The organism is Rhizobium sp. AN5 (assembly GCF_900215255.1).
Classification (GTDB): Bacteria; Pseudomonadota; Alphaproteobacteria; order Rhizobiales; family Rhizobiaceae; genus Agrobacterium; species Agrobacterium tumefaciens.
Genome location: NZ_OCMJ01000003.1, coordinates 586323 through 603804 on the forward strand (window position 1 = coordinate 586323; position 17482 = coordinate 603804).

At 60.0% G+C, this 17482-nt stretch carries 18 protein-coding genes; 8 read left to right on the plus strand and 10 right to left on the minus strand.

Annotated elements, in window-relative coordinates; all coding sequences use genetic code 11:
* Positions 1 to 3 precede the first annotated feature (3 nt).
* Together CRP02_RS06065 and CRP02_RS06070 are read right to left on the minus strand one after the other, a co-directional pair.
* Positions 4 to 891, minus strand: coding sequence for an ABC transporter permease (locus CRP02_RS06065; protein ID WP_097100039.1), 888 nt, complete (start codon positions 889 to 891; stop codon positions 4 to 6).
* Positions 891 to 1913: an ABC transporter permease gene (locus CRP02_RS06070; protein WP_097170557.1), complete on the minus strand. Its 1023-nt coding sequence runs from the start codon at positions 1911 to 1913 to the stop codon at positions 891 to 893. Before CRP02_RS06070 ends, CRP02_RS06065 begins: the two co-directional genes overlap by 1 nt.
* A gap of 330 nt (positions 1914 to 2243) precedes the next feature.
* Between CRP02_RS06070 and CRP02_RS06075 the strand changes: the two genes are divergently transcribed.
* Positions 2244 to 2879: a LysE family translocator gene (locus tag CRP02_RS06075; RefSeq protein WP_097171264.1), complete on the plus strand. Its 636-nt coding sequence runs from the start codon at positions 2244 to 2246 to the stop codon at positions 2877 to 2879.
* A gap of 27 nt (positions 2880 to 2906) precedes the next feature.
* Here the strand turns inward: CRP02_RS06075 and CRP02_RS06080 are convergent, their stop codons facing one another.
* Both CRP02_RS06080 and CRP02_RS06085 read right to left on the minus strand, forming a co-directional pair.
* Complete coding sequence (locus CRP02_RS06080; RefSeq protein WP_097170558.1) at positions 2907 to 3638, minus strand: FadR/GntR family transcriptional regulator; 732 nt, start codon at positions 3636 to 3638, stop codon at positions 2907 to 2909.
* 121 nt (positions 3639 to 3759) lie between these two features.
* Entirely contained in the window at positions 3760 to 4746 is a 987-nt protein-coding gene (locus CRP02_RS06085; protein WP_097170559.1) for a GlxA family transcriptional regulator, read from the minus strand.
* Between the two features lie 129 nt (positions 4747 to 4875).
* Here CRP02_RS06085 and CRP02_RS06090 point away from each other — a divergent pair, with 129 nt between their 5' ends.
* The 7 genes from CRP02_RS06090 (at position 4876) to CRP02_RS06120 (ending at position 9693) form a co-directional block, all read left to right on the plus strand.
* Positions 4876 to 5703, plus strand: a complete 828-nt coding sequence (locus CRP02_RS06090) for an alpha/beta fold hydrolase (RefSeq protein ID WP_097170560.1) — start codon at positions 4876 to 4878, stop codon at positions 5701 to 5703.
* Between the two features lie 26 nt (positions 5704 to 5729).
* Positions 5730 to 6521 carry an SDR family NAD(P)-dependent oxidoreductase gene (locus CRP02_RS06095; protein WP_097170561.1) on the plus strand — a complete coding sequence of 264 codons (792 nt, stop codon included), beginning with the start codon at positions 5730 to 5732 and terminating at the stop codon, positions 6519 to 6521.
* A 13-nt stretch (positions 6522 to 6534) separates the two neighbouring features.
* Positions 6535 to 7020 carry a hypothetical protein gene (locus tag CRP02_RS06100; protein ID WP_097100036.1) on the plus strand — a complete coding sequence of 162 codons (486 nt, stop codon included), beginning with the start codon at positions 6535 to 6537 and terminating at the stop codon, positions 7018 to 7020.
* Between the two features lie 195 nt (positions 7021 to 7215).
* Entirely contained in the window at positions 7216 to 8511 is a 1296-nt protein-coding gene (blh, locus tag CRP02_RS06105) for a bifunctional sulfur transferase/dioxygenase Blh (RefSeq protein ID WP_097170562.1), read from the plus strand.
* Positions 8505 to 8858, plus strand: a complete 354-nt coding sequence (gene bigR, locus CRP02_RS06110) for a sulfite-sensing transcriptional repressor BigR (protein WP_003511171.1) — start codon at positions 8505 to 8507, stop codon at positions 8856 to 8858. Before blh ends, bigR begins: the two co-directional genes overlap by 7 nt.
* The gene (locus CRP02_RS06115) at positions 8855 to 9262 is read left to right on the plus strand and encodes a YeeE/YedE family protein (RefSeq protein WP_097170563.1); all 408 of its coding nucleotides are present in this window, start codon (positions 8855 to 8857) and stop codon (positions 9260 to 9262) included. The genes bigR and CRP02_RS06115 overlap by 4 nt, the downstream gene beginning before the upstream one ends.
* Positions 9259 to 9693, plus strand: coding sequence for a YeeE/YedE family protein (locus CRP02_RS06120; RefSeq protein WP_097170564.1), 435 nt, complete (start codon positions 9259 to 9261; stop codon positions 9691 to 9693). Before CRP02_RS06115 ends, CRP02_RS06120 begins: the two co-directional genes overlap by 4 nt.
* 60 nt (positions 9694 to 9753) lie before the next feature.
* Here CRP02_RS06120 and gpmI read toward each other — a convergent pair whose 3' ends face one another.
* The 6 genes from gpmI to CRP02_RS06155 form a co-directional block, all read right to left on the minus strand.
* Positions 9754 to 11271 carry a 2,3-bisphosphoglycerate-independent phosphoglycerate mutase gene (gene gpmI / locus CRP02_RS06125; protein WP_097170565.1) on the minus strand — a complete coding sequence of 506 codons (1518 nt, stop codon included), beginning with the start codon at positions 11269 to 11271 and terminating at the stop codon, positions 9754 to 9756.
* Between the two features lie 212 nt (positions 11272 to 11483).
* Positions 11484 to 12764 (minus strand): dihydrolipoamide acetyltransferase family protein, encoded by a 1281-nt coding sequence (locus tag CRP02_RS06135; protein ID WP_097170566.1) that lies wholly within the window; start codon positions 12762 to 12764, stop codon positions 11484 to 11486.
* Between the two features lie 2 nt (positions 12765 to 12766).
* Positions 12767 to 13780 carry an alpha-ketoacid dehydrogenase subunit beta gene (locus CRP02_RS06140; protein ID WP_097170567.1) on the minus strand — a complete coding sequence of 338 codons (1014 nt, stop codon included), beginning with the start codon at positions 13778 to 13780 and terminating at the stop codon, positions 12767 to 12769.
* A 4-nt stretch (positions 13781 to 13784) separates the two neighbouring features.
* Positions 13785 to 15023, minus strand: coding sequence for a 3-methyl-2-oxobutanoate dehydrogenase (2-methylpropanoyl-transferring) subunit alpha (locus CRP02_RS06145; protein WP_097100029.1), 1239 nt, complete (start codon positions 15021 to 15023; stop codon positions 13785 to 13787).
* Positions 15024 to 15067: 44 nt separating this feature from the next.
* Positions 15068 to 16195 carry an acyl-CoA dehydrogenase family protein gene (locus CRP02_RS06150; RefSeq protein WP_097170568.1) on the minus strand — a complete coding sequence of 376 codons (1128 nt, stop codon included), beginning with the start codon at positions 16193 to 16195 and terminating at the stop codon, positions 15068 to 15070.
* Positions 16196 to 16207: 12 nt separating this feature from the next.
* A complete protein-coding gene (locus CRP02_RS06155; RefSeq protein WP_102026098.1) occupies positions 16208 to 17416 on the minus strand; it encodes an acetyl-CoA C-acyltransferase in 1209 nt (402 codons plus the stop codon).
* Between the last annotated feature and the right edge of the window lie 66 nt (positions 17417 to 17482).

Genomic DNA, 17482 nt, shown 5'->3' on the forward strand with positions numbered 1-17482 from the left:
GCCCTATTTCCGGTTCATCTGCTTCGGATCGAGCGCATCCCGCAGGCCGTCACCCAGAAGGTTGAAGGCGAGGCTGACGGAAAGGATCGCAACGCCGGGGAAAGTGACGAGCCACCAGCTGTCGAGCATGTAACGACGTCCGGTCGCGATCATCGCTCCCCATTCAGGCAGCGGCGGCTGCGCGCCAAGGCCTAGGAAGCCGAGGCCGGCGGCGGTCAGAATGACGGTCGCCATATTCAGCGTCAGACGGATCAGGACCGAAGGCAGGCACATGGGCATGATCGATTTTATGATGATACGCAGCGGCGAAGCACCCTGAAGCCTTGCGGCGGCAATGTAGTCCGCCTTGCGGAATGTCATCGCTTCGGCGCGTGCGAGCCGCGCGATCGGCGGCCATGAGGTGAGCGCGATCGCGATGATCGCATTGTTGAGGCTGGGTCCGAGCGCGGCCACGAAGGCGAGCGACAGGATGAGGCTCGGGAACGACAGGAAAATATCCGTGATGCGCATCATCACCGTATCGAACTTGCCGCCGAGATAACCGGAGGCCGTGCCGACCAGAAGACCGACCGGACCAACGATGATCGACACCAGCGAAATGATGGTGAGAGTGATGCGCGCGCCCCACAGAAGGCGACTGTAAATATCGCGTCCAAGCTCGTCCGTGCCGAAGAAATGGCCGTTACCGGGCGGCTGCAACGTCTTGGCGAGATCCTGCACGTAAGGGTCATGTGTCGCAAGCCAGGGCGCGAAAATCGCCGCGATGACGAGAAGTAGCAATATCACCAGGCCGAAGGCCGATGTCGGGCTTTTCAGCAGGAAGACGATGATGTTCTTCAGCGCGTTCAACGGCACGGGAAGACGGAAGGAAGTTTCTGCACGAGCCGTCATCAGCGGGTCCTCGGATCGAAAAAGCGGTAGAGAATGTCGGACAGGAGATTGAGCCCGATGAAAATGACGCCGACGATGAGCACGCAGGTCATCACGGCATTCATGTCGCCGATGATGAGATTGCTGGTGAGATATTGGCCGAAGCCCGGCCAGGCGAAGACGGTCTCGATAAGGACAGCGCCTTCCAGCAGTGATCCGTAAGCAAGCGCAATGATGGTGACGAGCTGCACACGAATATTGCCGAAAGCATGCAGCCACACCGTCTGGCGTTGCGACAGGCCTTTGACGCGCGCGGTCGTCACATATTCCTGGCCCAGCTGGTCGAGCATGAAGCTTCGCGTCATACGGGTGATATAGGCCGACGACGAATAACCGAGCAGAGCGGCGGGCAGAATGAGGTGATTGATGGCCGACCAGAAGACTTCCATATCGCCCGCCAGCAGGCTGTCGATGAGCAGGAAGCCCGTTCGTTCCTCCACGAGACCGATATAGAACTGGTCCATGCGGCCACCGGCGCCGACAAGCCCGAGATGGGCGTAAAAAACGATCAGGGCAATCATACCGGTCCAGAAAATCGGCATGGAATGGCCGAACAGGCTGAGCACCCGCACCAGATGGTCCTGCCAGCGGTCTTTCTTGACGGCGGCATAGACCCCCATGGGAATCCCGAGGCCGGCACCGATCAGGATCGCGAAGGTCGCAAGCTCCATCGTCGCCGGCATGACGCGTATGATATCCTGGATGACGGGCTGGCCCGTGCGGATCGAGGTTCCGAAATCGCCGGTGAACACATCGCCGAGATAATAGATGAATTGTTGCCAGAGCGGACGGTCGAAACCGAGCGCATGGTAAACCTGCTCATAGGTTTCGCGGGTCGCGTCCTCGCCGACGATGGCCCGCACCGGATCAGCGGGCATCAGGCGGCCGATGAAAAAGGTCAGCAGCAGCAATCCGAGCAGCGTGACCGCAATACTTCCGATCTGGCCGGACAGGCCATACAGCGAAAGGCGTCTTTTTGGCATGGTTCCTCCCTTGCCAGAAGTCGATTGCACAAAATAACATAGGCGCAATCCTGTCTGACAACTATTCGCAAGTTGTCACAGGTGTGGAGAGCTGTCAAGCATATGCCGATAAAATTGGTCTTGCGGCAGGCGTGGAAGATGACTGAAGCAGGCAACAACGCTGCCTTTCAAGACCGAGATTTAATCCTAAATCCAACGGTTCTTTGCTTTGCCGGAAAAGGAATCGCACATATTGCCGCGATGACAAAAGCCTGTATTCTTCGCTTCGAACTGCCTTTGGAGATGCCGGTCCGGCGCCGGCACATCTCCTACTTCAAGGGGGAGGAAGAGATGGCGGAAATGACACTTCTGGCATTTGCGATAGTCGCCTTTATCGGTATTGCCACACCTGGGCCGACGGTTTTGCTCGCGCTTGCGAATGGCTCGCGTTTCGGGGTCCGCCGTGCCTTGACCGGCATGGCCGGCGCGGTCCTCTCCGATTTCGTTCTGATCGGCGCGGTCGCACTGGGATTGGGAGCATTGCTCGCCGCCTCAGAGTTCTGGTTCGGCGTCGTCAAATGGGTCGGCGTTTGTTATCTTGCCTTCCTCGGCGTCGTGCTTTTGCGCTCCAGAGGCTGGCTCGATGGCGCTCTTCAATCGGCAGATACTTCCGGGGCCACTTCCGCCCGCTCGATTTTCCTCAAAAGCTTTTTTGTGGCCGTGACCAACCCCAAGGGATATCTGTTCTTTTCGGCTTTCCTGCCGCAATTCATCGATCCGGCAGCACCGCAGATCCAGCAATATGCGGTGCTTGCGCTGGTTTTTGCCGGCATCGATTTCATCGTCATGTTCGGATATGCCCTGCTGGGCTCGCAGGCCGTCAGACTGTTGCGGAAGTCAGGGGCACTATGGCTCGACCGCATTTGCGGAGGCGCGCTTTTGACGCTTGCCGCCTCTCTGGCCTTCTACCGACGGGCGAGCGCTTAACCTGCTGAGAAAGCTGAAATTTCCGAGTTATTCGGCGGCTGTGCGGGAGCGCAAAAGCACCTTGTAGCGCTCAAGACTGCCGCGCAGATGCGCCGCCATATATTGGCGGGCAGCATCGGCATCGCCTTCGATGATGGCGTCAACGATCTTCGCATGCTCCTCCTGGAGATGAAGATTGTAGTCCTTCGGACGGGAACCGGGCGCCGCCCCCTGTAATTCGCCACGCGGAATGATGCCGGAGCGGATGAGTTGAAGAAACTCGGGGAATCGCCTGTTCTGTGTCGCCTGTGCAATGGCCAGATGGAACTCGAAATCGGCATCCCGCGTCGGCAACCCGGCGGCGAGACAGTCGCCGACGCGCCGATGCGCATCGACAATCGACTCCACCTGCACCGCGGAACGACGCGATGCCGCAAGCCCGGCGGACTCAACTTCGAAGACGGTGCGCAATTCCAGCAGTTCGATTACCGAGGAGATCCGCCCCACGGCGAGATCATTGAAAGGCACTTCCTTGCCCGGCTTCACCTCAATGGCAAAAACGCCCGCTCCCTTGCGGGCCTCAACGAGACCATCCGCGCGCAGAATGGCGATGGCCTCCCGCACCACGGTGCGACTGACGGAATATTCGCGTGTCAGCGCGCTCTCACTCGGGAGCCGGTCGCCGGGACGGAACACGCCTTCAGACAAATCCCGCCGCAATGCGGAGCTGATTTTCGCCGCGAGCGATATTCCCGGCTTCGTGCTGCTCTCAACGTCCATTCCGGCCCACCTGTTTTAAACTTGTCTGGCATGTTAGCAAACACCCGCCACATTGCAAGGGCCGCGCTTCTCGCACCAACCTCGTTGCAAATCGGCAATGTCGCAACAGCGGGATTTGCCCTCAGGCGGCCACCATGGCCGAACCGCTGGAAAAGCGGTTTCTGTACTCGCCCGGCGAGAGGCCGAGAATACGGTGAAAAACGCGACGGAAGGCAGCGGCATCCTCGTATCCCACCGACCAGGCAATCTGGTCTACCGAACGACGGGTGAATTCCAGCAGTTCCCGCGCCTTGCCGACACGAAGATGCTGGACATATTCGATCGGCTTCATACCGGTGGCGGCCTTGAAGCGGCGCAGGAAGGTTCGCTCCTCCAGCCCGGCATGGCCGGCCATATCGGTAACGCTCGTCGCCCGCCCGGCGCGGGCCTGCAGCCAGTGCTGCACCTTCAGGATCGGCTCATCGCCATGCGTCAGCCGCGGTGCGAAACTGCTGTAATGTCGCTGCTCCCGCCCCGAAGGGTCGATCAGCAGGAACTTTCCGGTCTCGATCATCACCGAAGGTCCGAGCAGCCGATCAACGATGCGCAAGCCAAGATCGGTCCATGCCATCAACCCACCAGCCGTGATGATATCGCCGTCCTCAATGACGATCTTGTCTATCTCCAGACGGATATCGGGAAAGCGCTCGCGAAACCGTTCGGCAAACAGCCAGTGGGTAGTGGCCGGGCGGCCGGCCAAAAGACCTGTCGCAGCGATGATGAAGGAACCGCCGCAACTGGCTGCCAGCGTCGCGCCCTGCGCATGCCGGTCCAGCAGCCAGCGGGCATAGGGCCCGGCCTCATCGATTTCGGCTGGCCCGGTCAGCCGGCCGGGTACGACGAAGATATCGGGATGCCCCGGCCTGCCCGGCTCGGTGTCATGACAACGGGAAAACTCACCGCCCTCACCCATGCTCCAGTGGCTGACGCGCAGTTTCGGCCCACCACGATCCTCTGAGAAGACCGAGGCGATGGCAAAAAGATCGGTGATGCCGTGCACCATGGCGACCTGACAGTCCCGGTAAAGAACCAGACCGACTTCCAGCGCACTTCCCGCAACACCCGCCATGCCTCACATCCCCGTTTTGTCAGTTTCGGCTCGTTTTCTGTCAGAAGCGCCAATCCAGCCCCGGCTGTCTCCAGAGTATCTCTATTCTCACAGGACGCAAGCAAACCACCCGCAACAGGAGAGAGAGCCATGACAACGATAGTCACCAGAGACGGAACGCACATCTTCTACAAGGACTGGGGTTCGAAAGACGGCCAGACCATCATCTTTTCCCACGGCTGGCCGCTCAGTGCCGATGCATGGGACGCGCAGATGGTATTCTTTGCCAATAACGGTTTCCGCACCATCGCCCATGATCGCCGCAGCCACGGCCGCTCCGACCAGGTCTGGCACAACAACACCATGGATCAATATGCTGACGATCTGGCCGAGCTGATCGAACAGCTCGATCTTCACGACATCATTCTCGTCGGCCATTCCACCGGCGGCGGCGAGGTGACGCGCTATATCGGCCGTCATGGTACGGCCCGCGTCGCCAGGATCGCCCTCATCGGTGCAGTACCGCCGCTGATGCTGAAGACGGAAAGCAATGCCATCGGCCTGCCGATCGATGTTTTCGACGGCATCCGCAAGCGTACCTACGACAATCGCAGCCAGTTCTTCAGGGATCTGACCATGCCTTTCTACGGCTACAACCGTGAAGGTGCTGCGATTTCTGAAGGTATTCGCGACGAGTTCTGGCGGCAGGGCATGATGGGCGGCCTCAAGGGCCAGCTCGACAGCATCCGCGCCTTTTCGGAAAGCGATTTCCATCAGGACCTGAAGGCTTTCGACAAGCCAACGCTCGTACTGCACGGCGACGACGACCAGATCGTGCCGATCGGCGCTTCGGCGCTCTCCACGGCCAAGATCGTCAAACATGCGACCCTCAAGGTCTATGAGGGCGCCGACCATGGACTGACACAGACCCATCAGGACCGGTTCAACGCCGACCTTCTTGCTTTCATCAACGCCTGAACCATCAGACAAAGGAAACATGGGACATGACACAGAATACGTTTCTCATCACCGGCGCGTCTGATGGCATTGGCGCTGTTTATGCCGAGCGCCTCGCAAAACGCGGCCATGATCTCATCCTCGTGGCGCGACGCGCCGAAAAGCTGAAGGCGCTAGCCGAGCGGTTGGAAAAGGATCACCAGATCGCTGTCGAGGTTCTGGCAGCAGACCTTTCACGGGCGGAAGACCTCGAAAGGGTTGAGGCACGGCTGCGCGAGGACCGGCGGATCACCGGTCTCGTCAACAATGCCGGTATTGCCGGAGACGGCGCTATCACGGAACTGGACCCGGCCCATGTCACGACGATGATCAATCTCAATATCCTTGCCGTCACCCGGCTTGCAGCGGCGATCGCACCGCGTCTTGCAGCAGATGGAAAGGGCACGATCATCAATATCACCTCGGTCACGGCCTTGATGCCGGCGGCATTTACCGCCGTTTATCCGGCGACCAAAGCCTTTGTGCTTGCCTTCACCGAAGCGCTGCACGCGCAGCTTTCCCCTTACGGCGTGCGGGTTCAGGGTGTCCTGCCGGGCATCACCCGCACGGCCATCTGGGCAGAGGAACGTCTCGAAGCCATTCCCGCCGCCATGGTCATGGATGCTCACGAGATGGTGGATGCGGCCCTGGCCGGTCTTGATCTGGGCGAGACGCTGACCATTCCTTCCCTGCCGGATACGGCAGACCTTGAAAATTTCCTTGCGGCGCGCTCTGCATTGAGGCCCAATCTATCGCATGCACATGCCGCCAGCCGGTATGGTGCAACCCAAACTGAATAGAGGGAGACGCATCATGATCCTCGGACTGACCATTCCCCAATTCACGACATTGCACGTTGCCTTGAGCCTCATAGGCATCGTAACCGGATTGATCGCCCTGCCCGCTTATGCGGCAGGGCGATGGATGCCGCGCATGATGGCGCTGTTTCTCGTCACCACGCTCGCCACAACGCTCACCGGCTTCCTGTTTCCAATCGGCAACTTCACACCGGCACTCGGCGTCGGCATCATCTCGACCATCATTCTGGCGGTCGCGCTGGTCGCGCTTTACGGATACGGTCTCAATGGCAGGGCGCGAACTGTTTATTCGATCACCGCCACGATGGGCCTTTATCTGAATATGTTCGTACTGATCGTTCAGTCCTTTCTCAAGGTCGAGGCACTGAACGCACTGGCGCCGAATGGCAACGAACCACCATTCCTTGTCGCTCAACTCGCCCTGCTTGTCGCGGCAATCTGTCTTGGCTGGAAAGCGACGCGCCGCAAGCTTTTCGCCTGAAGCCAGCCCCCGCCCACACTGCCCCCTGCGGGCTTCCCGGAAAAGCACACTTGCTCGATTCCCTTCGGGCAAGTTTGTGATTTCGTCGCGAACACAGGAAATCGCCGCCTCTGAAATTTTCTCTTCCGTCTGTTGCCGCCGAACAATATACATTATATGATAACGTATATTAATTTAGAACAACAGGAGAAACCGATGAGTGCCGTGAGGATCAACGAACGTCTGACGGTCGCAGGCCAGCCGGAGATCTCCGACTTTTCATCGCTTTCCGATCAGGGCTACAAAAGCATCATCAATGCCCGGCCGGATGGCGAAGAGCCCGGCCAGCCGGGCAATGAACATGAAAAAAGCGCCGCCAATGCTGCGGGTCTGGCCTACAGTTTCATTCCGGTCAACGGCCCGACAATCACCGAAGCCGATATTCGTGCCTTTCAGCAGACGATGACCGAGGCAAAAGGCCCCGTATTCGCCCATTGCAAGGGTGGAGCGCGAGCGCTGACCCTCTATGTGCTTGGCGAAGCGCTGGACGGGCGCATGAAACAAAGCGAGATCGCGACTTTCGGCCAACAGCATGGTTTCGATCTTTCCGGCGCCGTCCGCTGGCTGGAGCGGCAGGCTGCGGCAAAGCCGCACGTCAAGGCTTTCTTCGATCCGAGCACATCGAGCGTGCAATATGTCGTTTCCGACCCCGCAACCCGGCGCTGCGCCATCATCGATCCGGTCTACGATTTCGACGAGAAATCCGGGGCGACCGGCACGGTGAATGCCGATGCCATTCTGGCCTATGTCAAGGAGCAAGGCCTGTCGGTGGAATGGGTTCTAGACACGCATCCGCATGCCGACCATTTTTCCGCCGCCCACTATCTCAGCCAAAGAACCGGCGCGAAAACGGCAATCGGCGCCAAGGTCACCGGTGTGCAGCGGCTGTGGCAGGAGAAATATAACTGGCCCGATCTTGAAACAGACGGCTCGCAATGGGACCGGCTGTTTGAAGCGGGAGACCGGTTCAACATCGGCTCGCTGGAAGCTCGCGTGCTGTTTTCACCCGGACATACGCTCGCCTCCGTGACCTACGTGGTGGGCGACGCCGCATTCGTGCATGACACTCTCTTCATGCCCGATTCCGGCACGGCGCGCGCCGATTTTCCAGGCGGCAGCGCCAGAGAACTCTGGGAATCCATTCAGGACATCCTCGCCCTTCCCGACGAAACGCGGCTTTTCACCGGCCATGACTATCAACCCGGTGGCCGCGCGCCCAAATGGGAAAGCACTGTTGGAGAACAGAAACGCGGCAATCCGCATCTGGCTGGCATGACAGAGGAAAGTTTCATCCAGCTGCGCGAGGCGCGGGATCGCACCTTGCCGATGCCGAAGCTAATTCTGCACGCCTTGCAGGTCAATATCCGTGGCGGCCGCCTGCCGGAGCCGGAGGCCAATGGCAAACGTTATCTGAAATTCCCGCTCGACGTGCTGGAGGGCAGCACATGGTGAAGGAAAACATGCGGAAACAGATACCTGATATCACCGAAATCCCGCTTGCCGAAATGGAGGAACGCGCAGTCGAGGTCGCCATACTCTTGAAGACGCTTGCCCATCCCGCGCGGCTGATGCTCGCCTGCACGCTGGCGCAGGGCGAGTTTTCCGTTGGCGAGCTGGAAGCCAAGCTGGATATCCGCCAGCCCACACTTTCCCAGCAACTTGGGGTTTTGCGTGAGGCGGGCGTTGTTGAAACGCGGCGCGAGGCCAAACAGATCTTCTACCGGTTAACCGAGGAAAAAGCGGCGCAGCTGATCGAGGCTCTCTATACCATCTTCTGTGCGCCGGAGGAAAACCCGTGACGGCCTATTGGCCCTCTCTATTCGGCGGTATGCTGCTTGGCCTCGCGAGTATTCTTCTGTTTCTCTTTAACGGCCGCATCGCCGGCATCAGCGGCATCCTGGGCAATGTGCTCGGCAAAGAACGGCGCTTGACGGATGTGGCCTTCGTCGCAGGTTTGCTGACAGGCCCCTATCTTTACGCCACTGCATTCGGCCGCTTTCCCGCGCTCACCATATCTGCACCCTGGCCGCTGATCGTCATTGCTGGCCTGCTGGTGGGGTTTGGTACGCGCATGGGATCCGGCTGCACATCCGGCCATGGCATCATGGGGCTTGCGCGATTTTCCCGGCGCTCCATCACCGCCACTGCCATCTTCCTGATCACCGGTATCCTCGCCGCGACGATAACTGGAGCGCTGTCATGAAAAATCCCGTCATAGCGCGTTTCGTGGTGGCACTTGTGGCCGGGGCACTGTTCGGATTCGGCCTTTCCCTGTCCGGCATGATCGATCCTGCACGCGTTTCAGGTTTTCTCGACGTGGCGAGCGGCCATTGGGACCCGGGCCTGATGTTCGTTCTCGGCGGTGCGGTCTTGGTCGCCGTTCCGGGCGTTCTGTTGTCCCGTTTTCTAGCCAAACCGGTTCTCGGTGCGGAATTTCACCTTCCCGCCAAAACTCGGGTCGACGCGCCGTTGGTTGTGGGCTCGGCTATTTTCGGCGCAGGCTGGGGGTTTGCCGGTTTCTGCCCTGGCCCGGCGATATCGGCACTTGCTCTCGGCCTAATGCCGGTCATTCTCTTCGTTTGTGCCATGATCGCCGGCATGCTCGTTCACGACCGAATCTACGCCAAACGGTAAGCATTTCCGCCTCGCCTGGACATGCGCGAGAGCAGCAGGCTCTCGCGCATCGTCGCTGGATTACAGGTCGATCAGGCTTTTGCCCGTCATTTCCGCAGGCAGCGGCACATTCATCAATTGCAGCAGCGTGGGAGCGACATCGGCAAGGATACCGTCATGCAGCTTCGCGCCTTCAGGTCCGCCGAACAGGATCACCGGCACCGGATTGGTGGTGTGCGCGGTGTGCGGGCCACCGGTTACCGGGTCGACCATGGTTTCGCAATTACCGTGATCCGCAATCACCAGCATGGCGCCGCCAACCTTTTCCAGAGCGGCAACGACTGCGGCGAGCCCCCGGTCCACGGCTTCGCAAGCCTTGATCGCGGCTTGCAGATCGCCGGTATGGCCCACCATGTCGGGATTGGCGTAATTGGTGACGATGAGATCGTAACCCTTGCCGATCGCCTCGACGAATTTCTCCGTCACTTCCGGCGCGCTCATTTCCGGCTGCAAATCGTAGGTCGCAACCTTGGGAGACTTCGGCATGAAGCGGTCTTCGCCCACTTCAGGTTCTTCCTTGCCACCATTCAGGAAGAAGGTGACATGCGGATATTTTTCCGTCTCGGCCAGACGGAACTGCCGCAGACCCTGCTTGGCAACCCAGGAACCCAGCGTATTTTCGATATCACGCTTAGGGTAAGCCGTCGTCATGAAGGTCGCATGTTTGGTCGAATATTCCACCATGCCAAGCAGCGCCGAAAGCACAGGCTTTTCACGGACAAACCCGTCGAAATCGTCCGCACCGATGGCAAGCAAGATTTCACGGGCACGGTCGGCACGGAAATTCAGGCAGAAGAGACCGTCACCGGATTTGAAGCCTTCGTAACCACCGATGACCGTTGGCAGGATGAATTCGTCCGTAACATCATTTTTGTAGCTCGCGGCAACGGCGCTCACCGCATCCGGCGCATGTTCGCCCCGGCCGAGAACCATGGAGTCATAGGCCTTTTCAACACGCTCCCAGCGATTATCGCGGTCCATCGCATAATAACGGCCGATCACCGTGCCAATGCTGGCGCCTTGCGGCAGACTTGCCGCAAATGCGGCGACGAAGCCTTCCGCAGACTGCGGCGCGACATCGCGACCATCGGTGATGGCGTGCACGACGACCTTCAAACCCAGATCGGTCAGCAGCTTCACCGCCGCCCGACCGTGGACGATGTGGCCGTGAACGCCGCCATCGGAGACGACGCACATCACATGCGCCACGCCGCCCGCAGCCTTCACCTTGGCGGCGAAATCGAGCATCGCAGCATTCCTGAAAAAGCTGCCGTCTTCGATAGCCAGATCGATCTGGCCAAGATCCATGGCAACGATGCGACCGGCGCCGATGTTGGTGTGTCCAACTTCCGAATTGCCCATTTGCCCGGTGGGCAGGCCGACATTCGGGCCGAAGGTGGTCAGCCGCGCATTCGGGCAGGTGGCGAAAAGCCGATCCATGGTGGGCGTGTTTGCCAGTACCGGCGCATTGCTGGACGTGTCCTCGCTCAGTCCCCAGCCATCGAGAATAGTCAGGACAACGGGTTTGGGAGTGCTCATGAAAGGACCTTCTTCTTCATTCGGTTGCCGACGAACAGCGAAGCGCTGGGCACCGGAGCGCCCCCGTCCGCCACTATGATCATGATGAGAAAACACGCTTCTCGTTCTTTCTCTTCTATACCCGAAGATCGCGAACGCAAGCCTATACCGACACCGAAACAGTTCCGTGAAGCTGAAGTGCTTCACGGAAGAAAATCCTTTTCAAACGAAGCTCAGCCGTCGATGAAGATCAGCGCCGGCTTTTCCAGGAGCGCCTTGATGGCCTGAATGAAGACGGCGGCATCCCAGCCGTCGACGACCCGGTGATCGAAGCTGGAGGAGAGGTTCATCATCTTGCGCGGCACGAAACCGCTGCCATCCCAGACCGGTCGCGTCACGATCTTGTTCACGCCGATGATCGCCACCTCCGGGTGATTGATGATGGGCGTCGAAACGATACCGCCAAGGGGGCCAAGCGAGCTGATGGTGATGGTGGACCCCGTCAACTCGTCCCGTTGCGCGGCGCCGGTACGCGCCGCCTCGGCCACGCGCACGACTTCAGCAGCACACTCCCAAAGGCCGAGCGCTTCCGTGTGGCGAACGACCGGGACCATCAGCCCCGCAGGTGTCTGCGTGGCTATGCCGATATGCACCGCTTCGTAGTGGCTGACGACCCCTTTTTCGTCATCGAAGGTGGCATTCATGCCGGGATGATCGGCGACCGTTTTCACAAGTGCGCGCATCAGGAACGGCAGGATCGTCAGTTTCGGCTTCCCTGACCGGCGGTTGCCATTCATGGTCGTGCGCAAATCCTCCAGATCGGTCACGTCGATTTCCTCGACATAGGTGATGTGGGGAATGCGGGAGACGGACAGCGTCATTTTCTCGGCGATCTTGCGCCTCAGCCCCGTCACCTTCACCTCTTCGACAGCGCTATCGCGGGAAGCTATCGGCGCAGCGGGCCTCTCAGATTGCGACCGCGCGGTCAGAAATGTATCGAGATCGGCGTGGGTGATATGCCCGTCCGGCCCTGTTCCCCTCACTTGTCCGAGATCGATATCGAGATCGTCGGCGCGCTGGCGAACGGCTGGCGACGCCAGAGGTTTATGGTGTTCCACCTCAGGGGAAGGCGGCGCATCCTGTATTTCGCGGGCGGGCTGGATTTCAGCCGCTGGCGGCTCTTCCGTCATGTCGGATGGCGCTTCCGGCTCAGTCATGTCGGATGGCGCTTCCGGCTCAGTCACATCCGCGGGCGCAGCAGCGGCAGCGGAGGCATTGGTTTCGATGCGCACCAGCGGTGCCTTAACCGCCACAGTGTCCCCCACCTCCGCTGCCAACCATGTGACGACGCCCGCAACCGGCGAGGGGATTTCAACCGTCGCCTTGTCGGTCATCACAGCGGCCAGCACCATATCCTCATGCACGGGATCGCCGGGTTTGACGTTCCATTCCACCAGTTCGGCTTCCGCCACACCTTCGCCGACATCAGGCATAGTGATAACAAATTCCGCCATCTTCAGGCCTCCATGACTTCGACGAGGGCGCGCCCGACGCGGGCCGGCCCCGGAAAATAATCCCACTCCTGCGCGTGGGGATAAGGCGTATCCCAACCAGCCACACGGACGACGGGTGCTTCCAGATGATAAAAGCAGTGTTCCTGCACCAGCGACACGACCTCCGCGCCGAAGCCTGACGTGAGCGTTGCCTCATGCACCATGACGCAGCGGCCGGTCTTGGAGACGGACTTGACGATGGTGTCCAGGTCGAGTGGCAAAAGGCTGCGCAGATCGATGATCTCGGCATCCACGCCCGTTTCTTCCGCTGCGGCGAGCGCCACATGCACCATGGTGCCGTAAGCGATGACAGTGACATCCTGCCCGGCGCGGCGGATTTCGGCCTTGCCGATCGGAATGGTGTAATGCCCTTCCGGCACCTCACCCATCTCGTGCTTCGACCATGGCGTTACCGGCCGGTCGTGATGGCCGTCAAAGGGGCCGTTATAAAGCCGCTTCGGCTCCAGAAACATCACCGGATCCGGGTCTTCGATCGAGGCGATCAGCAACCCCTTGGCGTCGTAAGGGTTGGAGGGAACCACCACCTTCAGCCCGCAGACATGGGTAAAAAGCGCCTCCGGGCTCTGACTATGCGTCTGCCCGCCAAAAATGCCGCCGCCGGTCGGCATGCGCAGGACTATGGGGCAGGTGAAATCGCCATTGGAGCGATAACGAATGCGCGCCGCTTCCTGGGTGATCTGGTCATAGGCCGGATACATGTAATCCGCGAACTGGATTTCCACACAGGGGCGCAGGCCATAAGCGGCCATACCGATGGCCGTGCCGACAATGCCGGATTCGCTGATCGGTGCGTCGAAACAGCGGGTCTTGCCATATTTGCCCTGCAACCCCTGCGTCGCACGAAACACGCCGCCGAAATAGCCAACATCCTCGCCGAACACCACCACATCGCCGCTGCGCTCCATGGACACATCCATGGCGCTGCGGACGGCTTCGACCATCGTCATTCTTGTCATGATGTCACCACCCTGCCTTCTGGCGCTGGCGGGCGAGATGCGGCGGCATCTCGGCGTAAACGCCCTCGAAAATATCCTTCTTTGGCGGCTTGCGGCCCTCATGCAGCGTACCGTGGCTTTCCGCTTCACGCTGCGCCTCAAGCACCTCGTCGGCAATTTCCGCTTCCGCCTGCCTGTGCCGCTCATCCGACCAGACGCCGCGCAGGATGAGATGTTTCTTCAACCGCAGAACCGGGTCACCAAGTGGCCATGCCTCGGACTCGGTCTTCGGGCGATAAGCGCTCGGATCGTCGGAAGTGGAATGCGCGCCGACACGGTAGGTCACATATTCGATTAGCGTCGGCCCGAGATTGCGCCGCGCCCGCTCCACCGCCCAGCGTGCCACGGCATAAACGGCGAGATAGTCGTTGCCGTCGACCCGAAGTGCCGGAATGCCGAAGCCCAGGCCTCTGGCCGCAAAGGTGCCGGAACCGCCGCGCGCGATACCCTGAAAGGTGGAAATGGCCCATTGGTTGTTGACGATGTTGAGGATGACCGGCGCCTTGTAGGTGGAGGCGAAGACCAGCGCCGAGTGGAAATCCGATTCCGCCGTCGAGCCGTCACCAATCCATGCTGCCGCGATCTTCGTATCGCCCTTGATGGCAGATGCCATCGCCCAGCCGACCGCCTGTACATATTGCGTGGCAAGATTGCCGGACACGGTGAAGAAGCCATGCTCCTTCGAGGAGTAAAGAACCGGCAATTGCCGCCCATGCAACGGGTCGAGCTCGTTGGAATAAATCTGGTTCATCATGGTGACGAGCGGGTAATCGTCGGCGATCAGCAGACCCGCCTGCCGGTAGGTCGGGAAATTCATGTCGCCTTTGGAAAGCGCCTTGCGGAAGGCGCAACTGACCGCTTCCTCGCCCAGATGCTGCATGTAAAAGGAGGTCTTACCCTGCCGCTGTGCCATCAGCATGCGGGCATCGAAAGCCCGCAGCCGCATCATGTTCTTTAGGCCGACGAGCAAGTCCTCATCCGAAAGCAGCCCGGCCCACGGGCCGACAGCCTCACCCTGATGATTGAGGACGCGGATGATGGAATAGGCCAGATCGCGCATGTCTTCAGGTGCTGCGCCCACCTCCGGGCGTGGCACGGAGCCGGCCTTGGGTATTTTCACATTGGAGAAATCCGGCTGGTCGCCTGGCCGCACCGCTGGTTCGGGAACATGCAGGCTGAGATGCGTGGTTTCGGTAATATCCATTCTACTCCTCCCATCGCCATCTCCTCCAGACGACGAAACAATTTTCAGAGGTTTCGCGCGATGACCATGCGCTGGACATCGCTGGTTCCCTCGTAAATCTGGCAGATGCGTACATCGCGATAGATCCGCTCCACCGGATAATCCGCCATGTAGCCATAACCGCCGTGAATCTGGATGGCGTCCGAGCAGACACGCTCCGCCATTTCCGAGGCAAAGAGCTTGGCCATCGAGGCCTCCGAAAGGCAGGGCTCACCCGCTTCCTTCAGCGCCGCCGCATGCAGCACCAGTTGCCGCGCCGCCGTTATGCGGGTTGCCATATCCGCAAGCCGGAACGCCACGGCCTGATGCTCGATGATTGCCTGCCCGAAGGTCTTGCGCTCGCGGGCATAATCCCGCGCCGCCTCGAAAGCCGCCTGCGCCATGCCAACCGCCTGTGCGGCAATGCCGATGCGGCCGCCTTCCAGATTGGCGAGCGCGATGCGATACCCCTGCCCCTCTTCACCGAGCCGTAATTCGGCTGGAACCGCCATGTCGGTAAACGCAATCTGGCAGGTATCCGAAGAATGCAGGCCGAGTTTTTCCTCGACCCTGATTACCTCGTAACCGGGCGTATCTGTCGGCACGATGAAGGCAGTTATGCCTTTTTTGCCGGCAGCAGGATCGGTGACGGCAAAAACGATGATGACATCGCCGTTCTTGCCCGATGTGATGAACTGTTTTGCGCCGTCGATGATATAACGGTCGCCATCGCGCCGCGCTTTTGTCTTCAGATTCGAGGCGTCGGAACCGGCCTGCGGTTCGGTCAGCGCAAAACCGCCGATCCATTCGCCGGAGGCGAGCTTGGGGAGGAAACGCTGTTTCTGCTCTTCCGTGCCAAATTTCAGGATCGGCACGCAGCCAACCGAATTGTGGACGCTCATGATGGTGGAACAGGCGCCGTCACCGGCAGCGATTTCCTCCAGCGCCAGGGCGTAGGCGACCGCACCGGTTTCCGACCCGCCATAGTCCTCAGAGACCAGCATGCCGAGAAAGCCGAGTTCACCCATTTCTTTCAGCTCGTCTTTCGGGAACCGGCTTTCCCGGTCGCGCGCGGCAGCGCCGGGGGCGAGCCGCTCGCGGGCGAAATCGCGGGCCATGTCCCTGATCTGTTGCTGGGCTTCGTTCAGGATCATCTCCGCCTCCCTTCAGTGCCGCTCGACCGCAAGCGCAGTCGCCTCGCCGCCGCCGATACAGACGGCGGCCACGCCGCGCTTCAGCCCACGACGCTGCAAAGCGGCCAGCAACGTGACGACGATGCGTGCACCGGAGGCCCCGATGGGATGGCCGAGCGCGCAGGCGCCGCCATGCACATTCACCTTCTCATGTGGCAGATCGAGATCACGCATGGCCGCCATCACCACAACCGCGAAAGCCTCGTTGATTTCGAACAGATCGACATCCTTCGCCGACCAGCCGGTTTTTTCGAACAGCTTTTTCATCACGCCGATGGGAGCCGTTGGATATCTGGCGGGTTCATCCGCATAGGAGGCCTGACCGATAATGGTCGCCAGCGGTGAAAGGCCTCGCCTTTCCGCTTCGGAGCGACGCATGAGAACGAGAGCGGCTGCACCATCCGAGATAGAACTGGAATTCGCCGCCGTCACCGTTCCGTCGTCGCGAAAGGCAGGCTTCAGCTGCGGTATTTTTTCCGGCTTTGCCTTCCCCGGCAACTCGTCCACGCCATCATCGCCAACAGGCGCGATTTCCGCTTCAAACGCACCCTCCGCTATGGCGCGTCGCGCCCGTTCCAGTGAGGCGAGCGCAAAATCATCCTGCATCGCGCGAGTGAATTGATACTCTCGCGCGCAATCTTCAGCAAAAGTCCCCATTAGCCTGCCCTTGTCATAGGCGTCTTCGAGACCGTCGAGAAACATGTGGTCGGTGAGCTTGCCGTGGCCAAGACGATAGCCGTTGCGGGCGCGGTCCAGCAGATAGGGGGCGTTGCTCATGCTCTCCATGCCACCTGCAAGCACGATGGAAGAGCTTCCCGCCGCAAGCTGGTCATGTGCCAGCATGATCGCTTTCATGCCTGAGCCGCACATCTTGTTGATTGTTGTTGCGCCAACCGAGTTGGGAATGCCGGCGGCAATCGCTGCCTGTCTGGCGGGAGCCTGTCCCTGCCCGGCCGAGAGCACGCAGCCCATCAGCACATCGTCAATATCAGCGGAAGAAATTGCGGCCCGTTCGACGGCCACGCGGATCGCCGCCGCCCCTAGATCGGGCGCCGCCACCGATTTGAATTCGCCCTGGAACCCACCCATAGCAGTACGGGCGGCCCCGACGATAACGACAGGGTCATGCACAGCCAAACTCACCTCCCTTGGCCATCCTCCCACCGAGAGAACGACCGTCATCGCAATCTCCTCCGGACCGCGACTGACGTGAACGCTATCACTATCTCGAATTCATTTCAAAGCTAT

Bases quoted from the DNA above. Each gene is read 5' to 3' on its own strand.
- CRP02_RS06095 (WP_097170561.1), top strand. From the start codon at position 5,730: ATGACACAGAATACGTTTCTCATCACCGGCGCGTCTGATGGCATTGGC.
- blh (WP_097170562.1), top strand. From the start codon at position 7,216: ATGAGTGCCGTGAGGATCAACGAACGTCTGACGGTCGCAGGCCAGCCG.
- CRP02_RS06090 (WP_097170560.1), top strand. From the start codon at position 4,876: ATGACAACGATAGTCACCAGAGACGGAACGCACATCTTCTACAAGGAC.
- CRP02_RS06120 (WP_097170564.1), top strand. From the start codon at position 9,259: ATGAAAAATCCCGTCATAGCGCGTTTCGTGGTGGCACTTGTGGCCGGG.
- CRP02_RS06075 (WP_097171264.1), top strand. From the start codon at position 2,244: ATGGCGGAAATGACACTTCTGGCATTTGCGATAGTCGCCTTTATCGGT.
- CRP02_RS06140 (WP_097170567.1), bottom strand. From the start codon at position 13,780: ATGACAAGAATGACGATGGTCGAAGCCGTCCGCAGCGCCATGGATGTG.
- CRP02_RS06155 (WP_102026098.1), bottom strand. From the start codon at position 17,416: ATGACGGTCGTTCTCTCGGTGGGAGGATGGCCAAGGGAGGTGAGTTTG.
- CRP02_RS06080 (WP_097170558.1), bottom strand. From the start codon at position 3,638: ATGGACGTTGAGAGCAGCACGAAGCCGGGAATATCGCTCGCGGCGAAA.
- gpmI (WP_097170565.1), bottom strand. From the start codon at position 11,271: ATGAGCACTCCCAAACCCGTTGTCCTGACTATTCTCGATGGCTGGGGA.
- CRP02_RS06085 (WP_097170559.1), bottom strand. From the start codon at position 4,746: ATGGCGGGTGTTGCGGGAAGTGCGCTGGAAGTCGGTCTGGTTCTTTAC.
- CRP02_RS06070 (WP_097170557.1), bottom strand. From the start codon at position 1,913: ATGCCAAAAAGACGCCTTTCGCTGTATGGCCTGTCCGGCCAGATCGGA.
- bigR (WP_003511171.1), top strand. From the start codon at position 8,505: ATGGTGAAGGAAAACATGCGGAAACAGATACCTGATATCACCGAAATC.
- CRP02_RS06100 (WP_097100036.1), top strand. From the start codon at position 6,535: ATGATCCTCGGACTGACCATTCCCCAATTCACGACATTGCACGTTGCC.
- CRP02_RS06065 (WP_097100039.1), bottom strand. From the start codon at position 891: ATGACGGCTCGTGCAGAAACTTCCTTCCGTCTTCCCGTGCCGTTGAAC.
- CRP02_RS06150 (WP_097170568.1), bottom strand. From the start codon at position 16,195: ATGATCCTGAACGAAGCCCAGCAACAGATCAGGGACATGGCCCGCGAT.
- CRP02_RS06145 (WP_097100029.1), bottom strand. From the start codon at position 15,023: ATGGATATTACCGAAACCACGCATCTCAGCCTGCATGTTCCCGAACCA.
- CRP02_RS06135 (WP_097170566.1), bottom strand. From the start codon at position 12,764: ATGGCGGAATTTGTTATCACTATGCCTGATGTCGGCGAAGGTGTGGCG.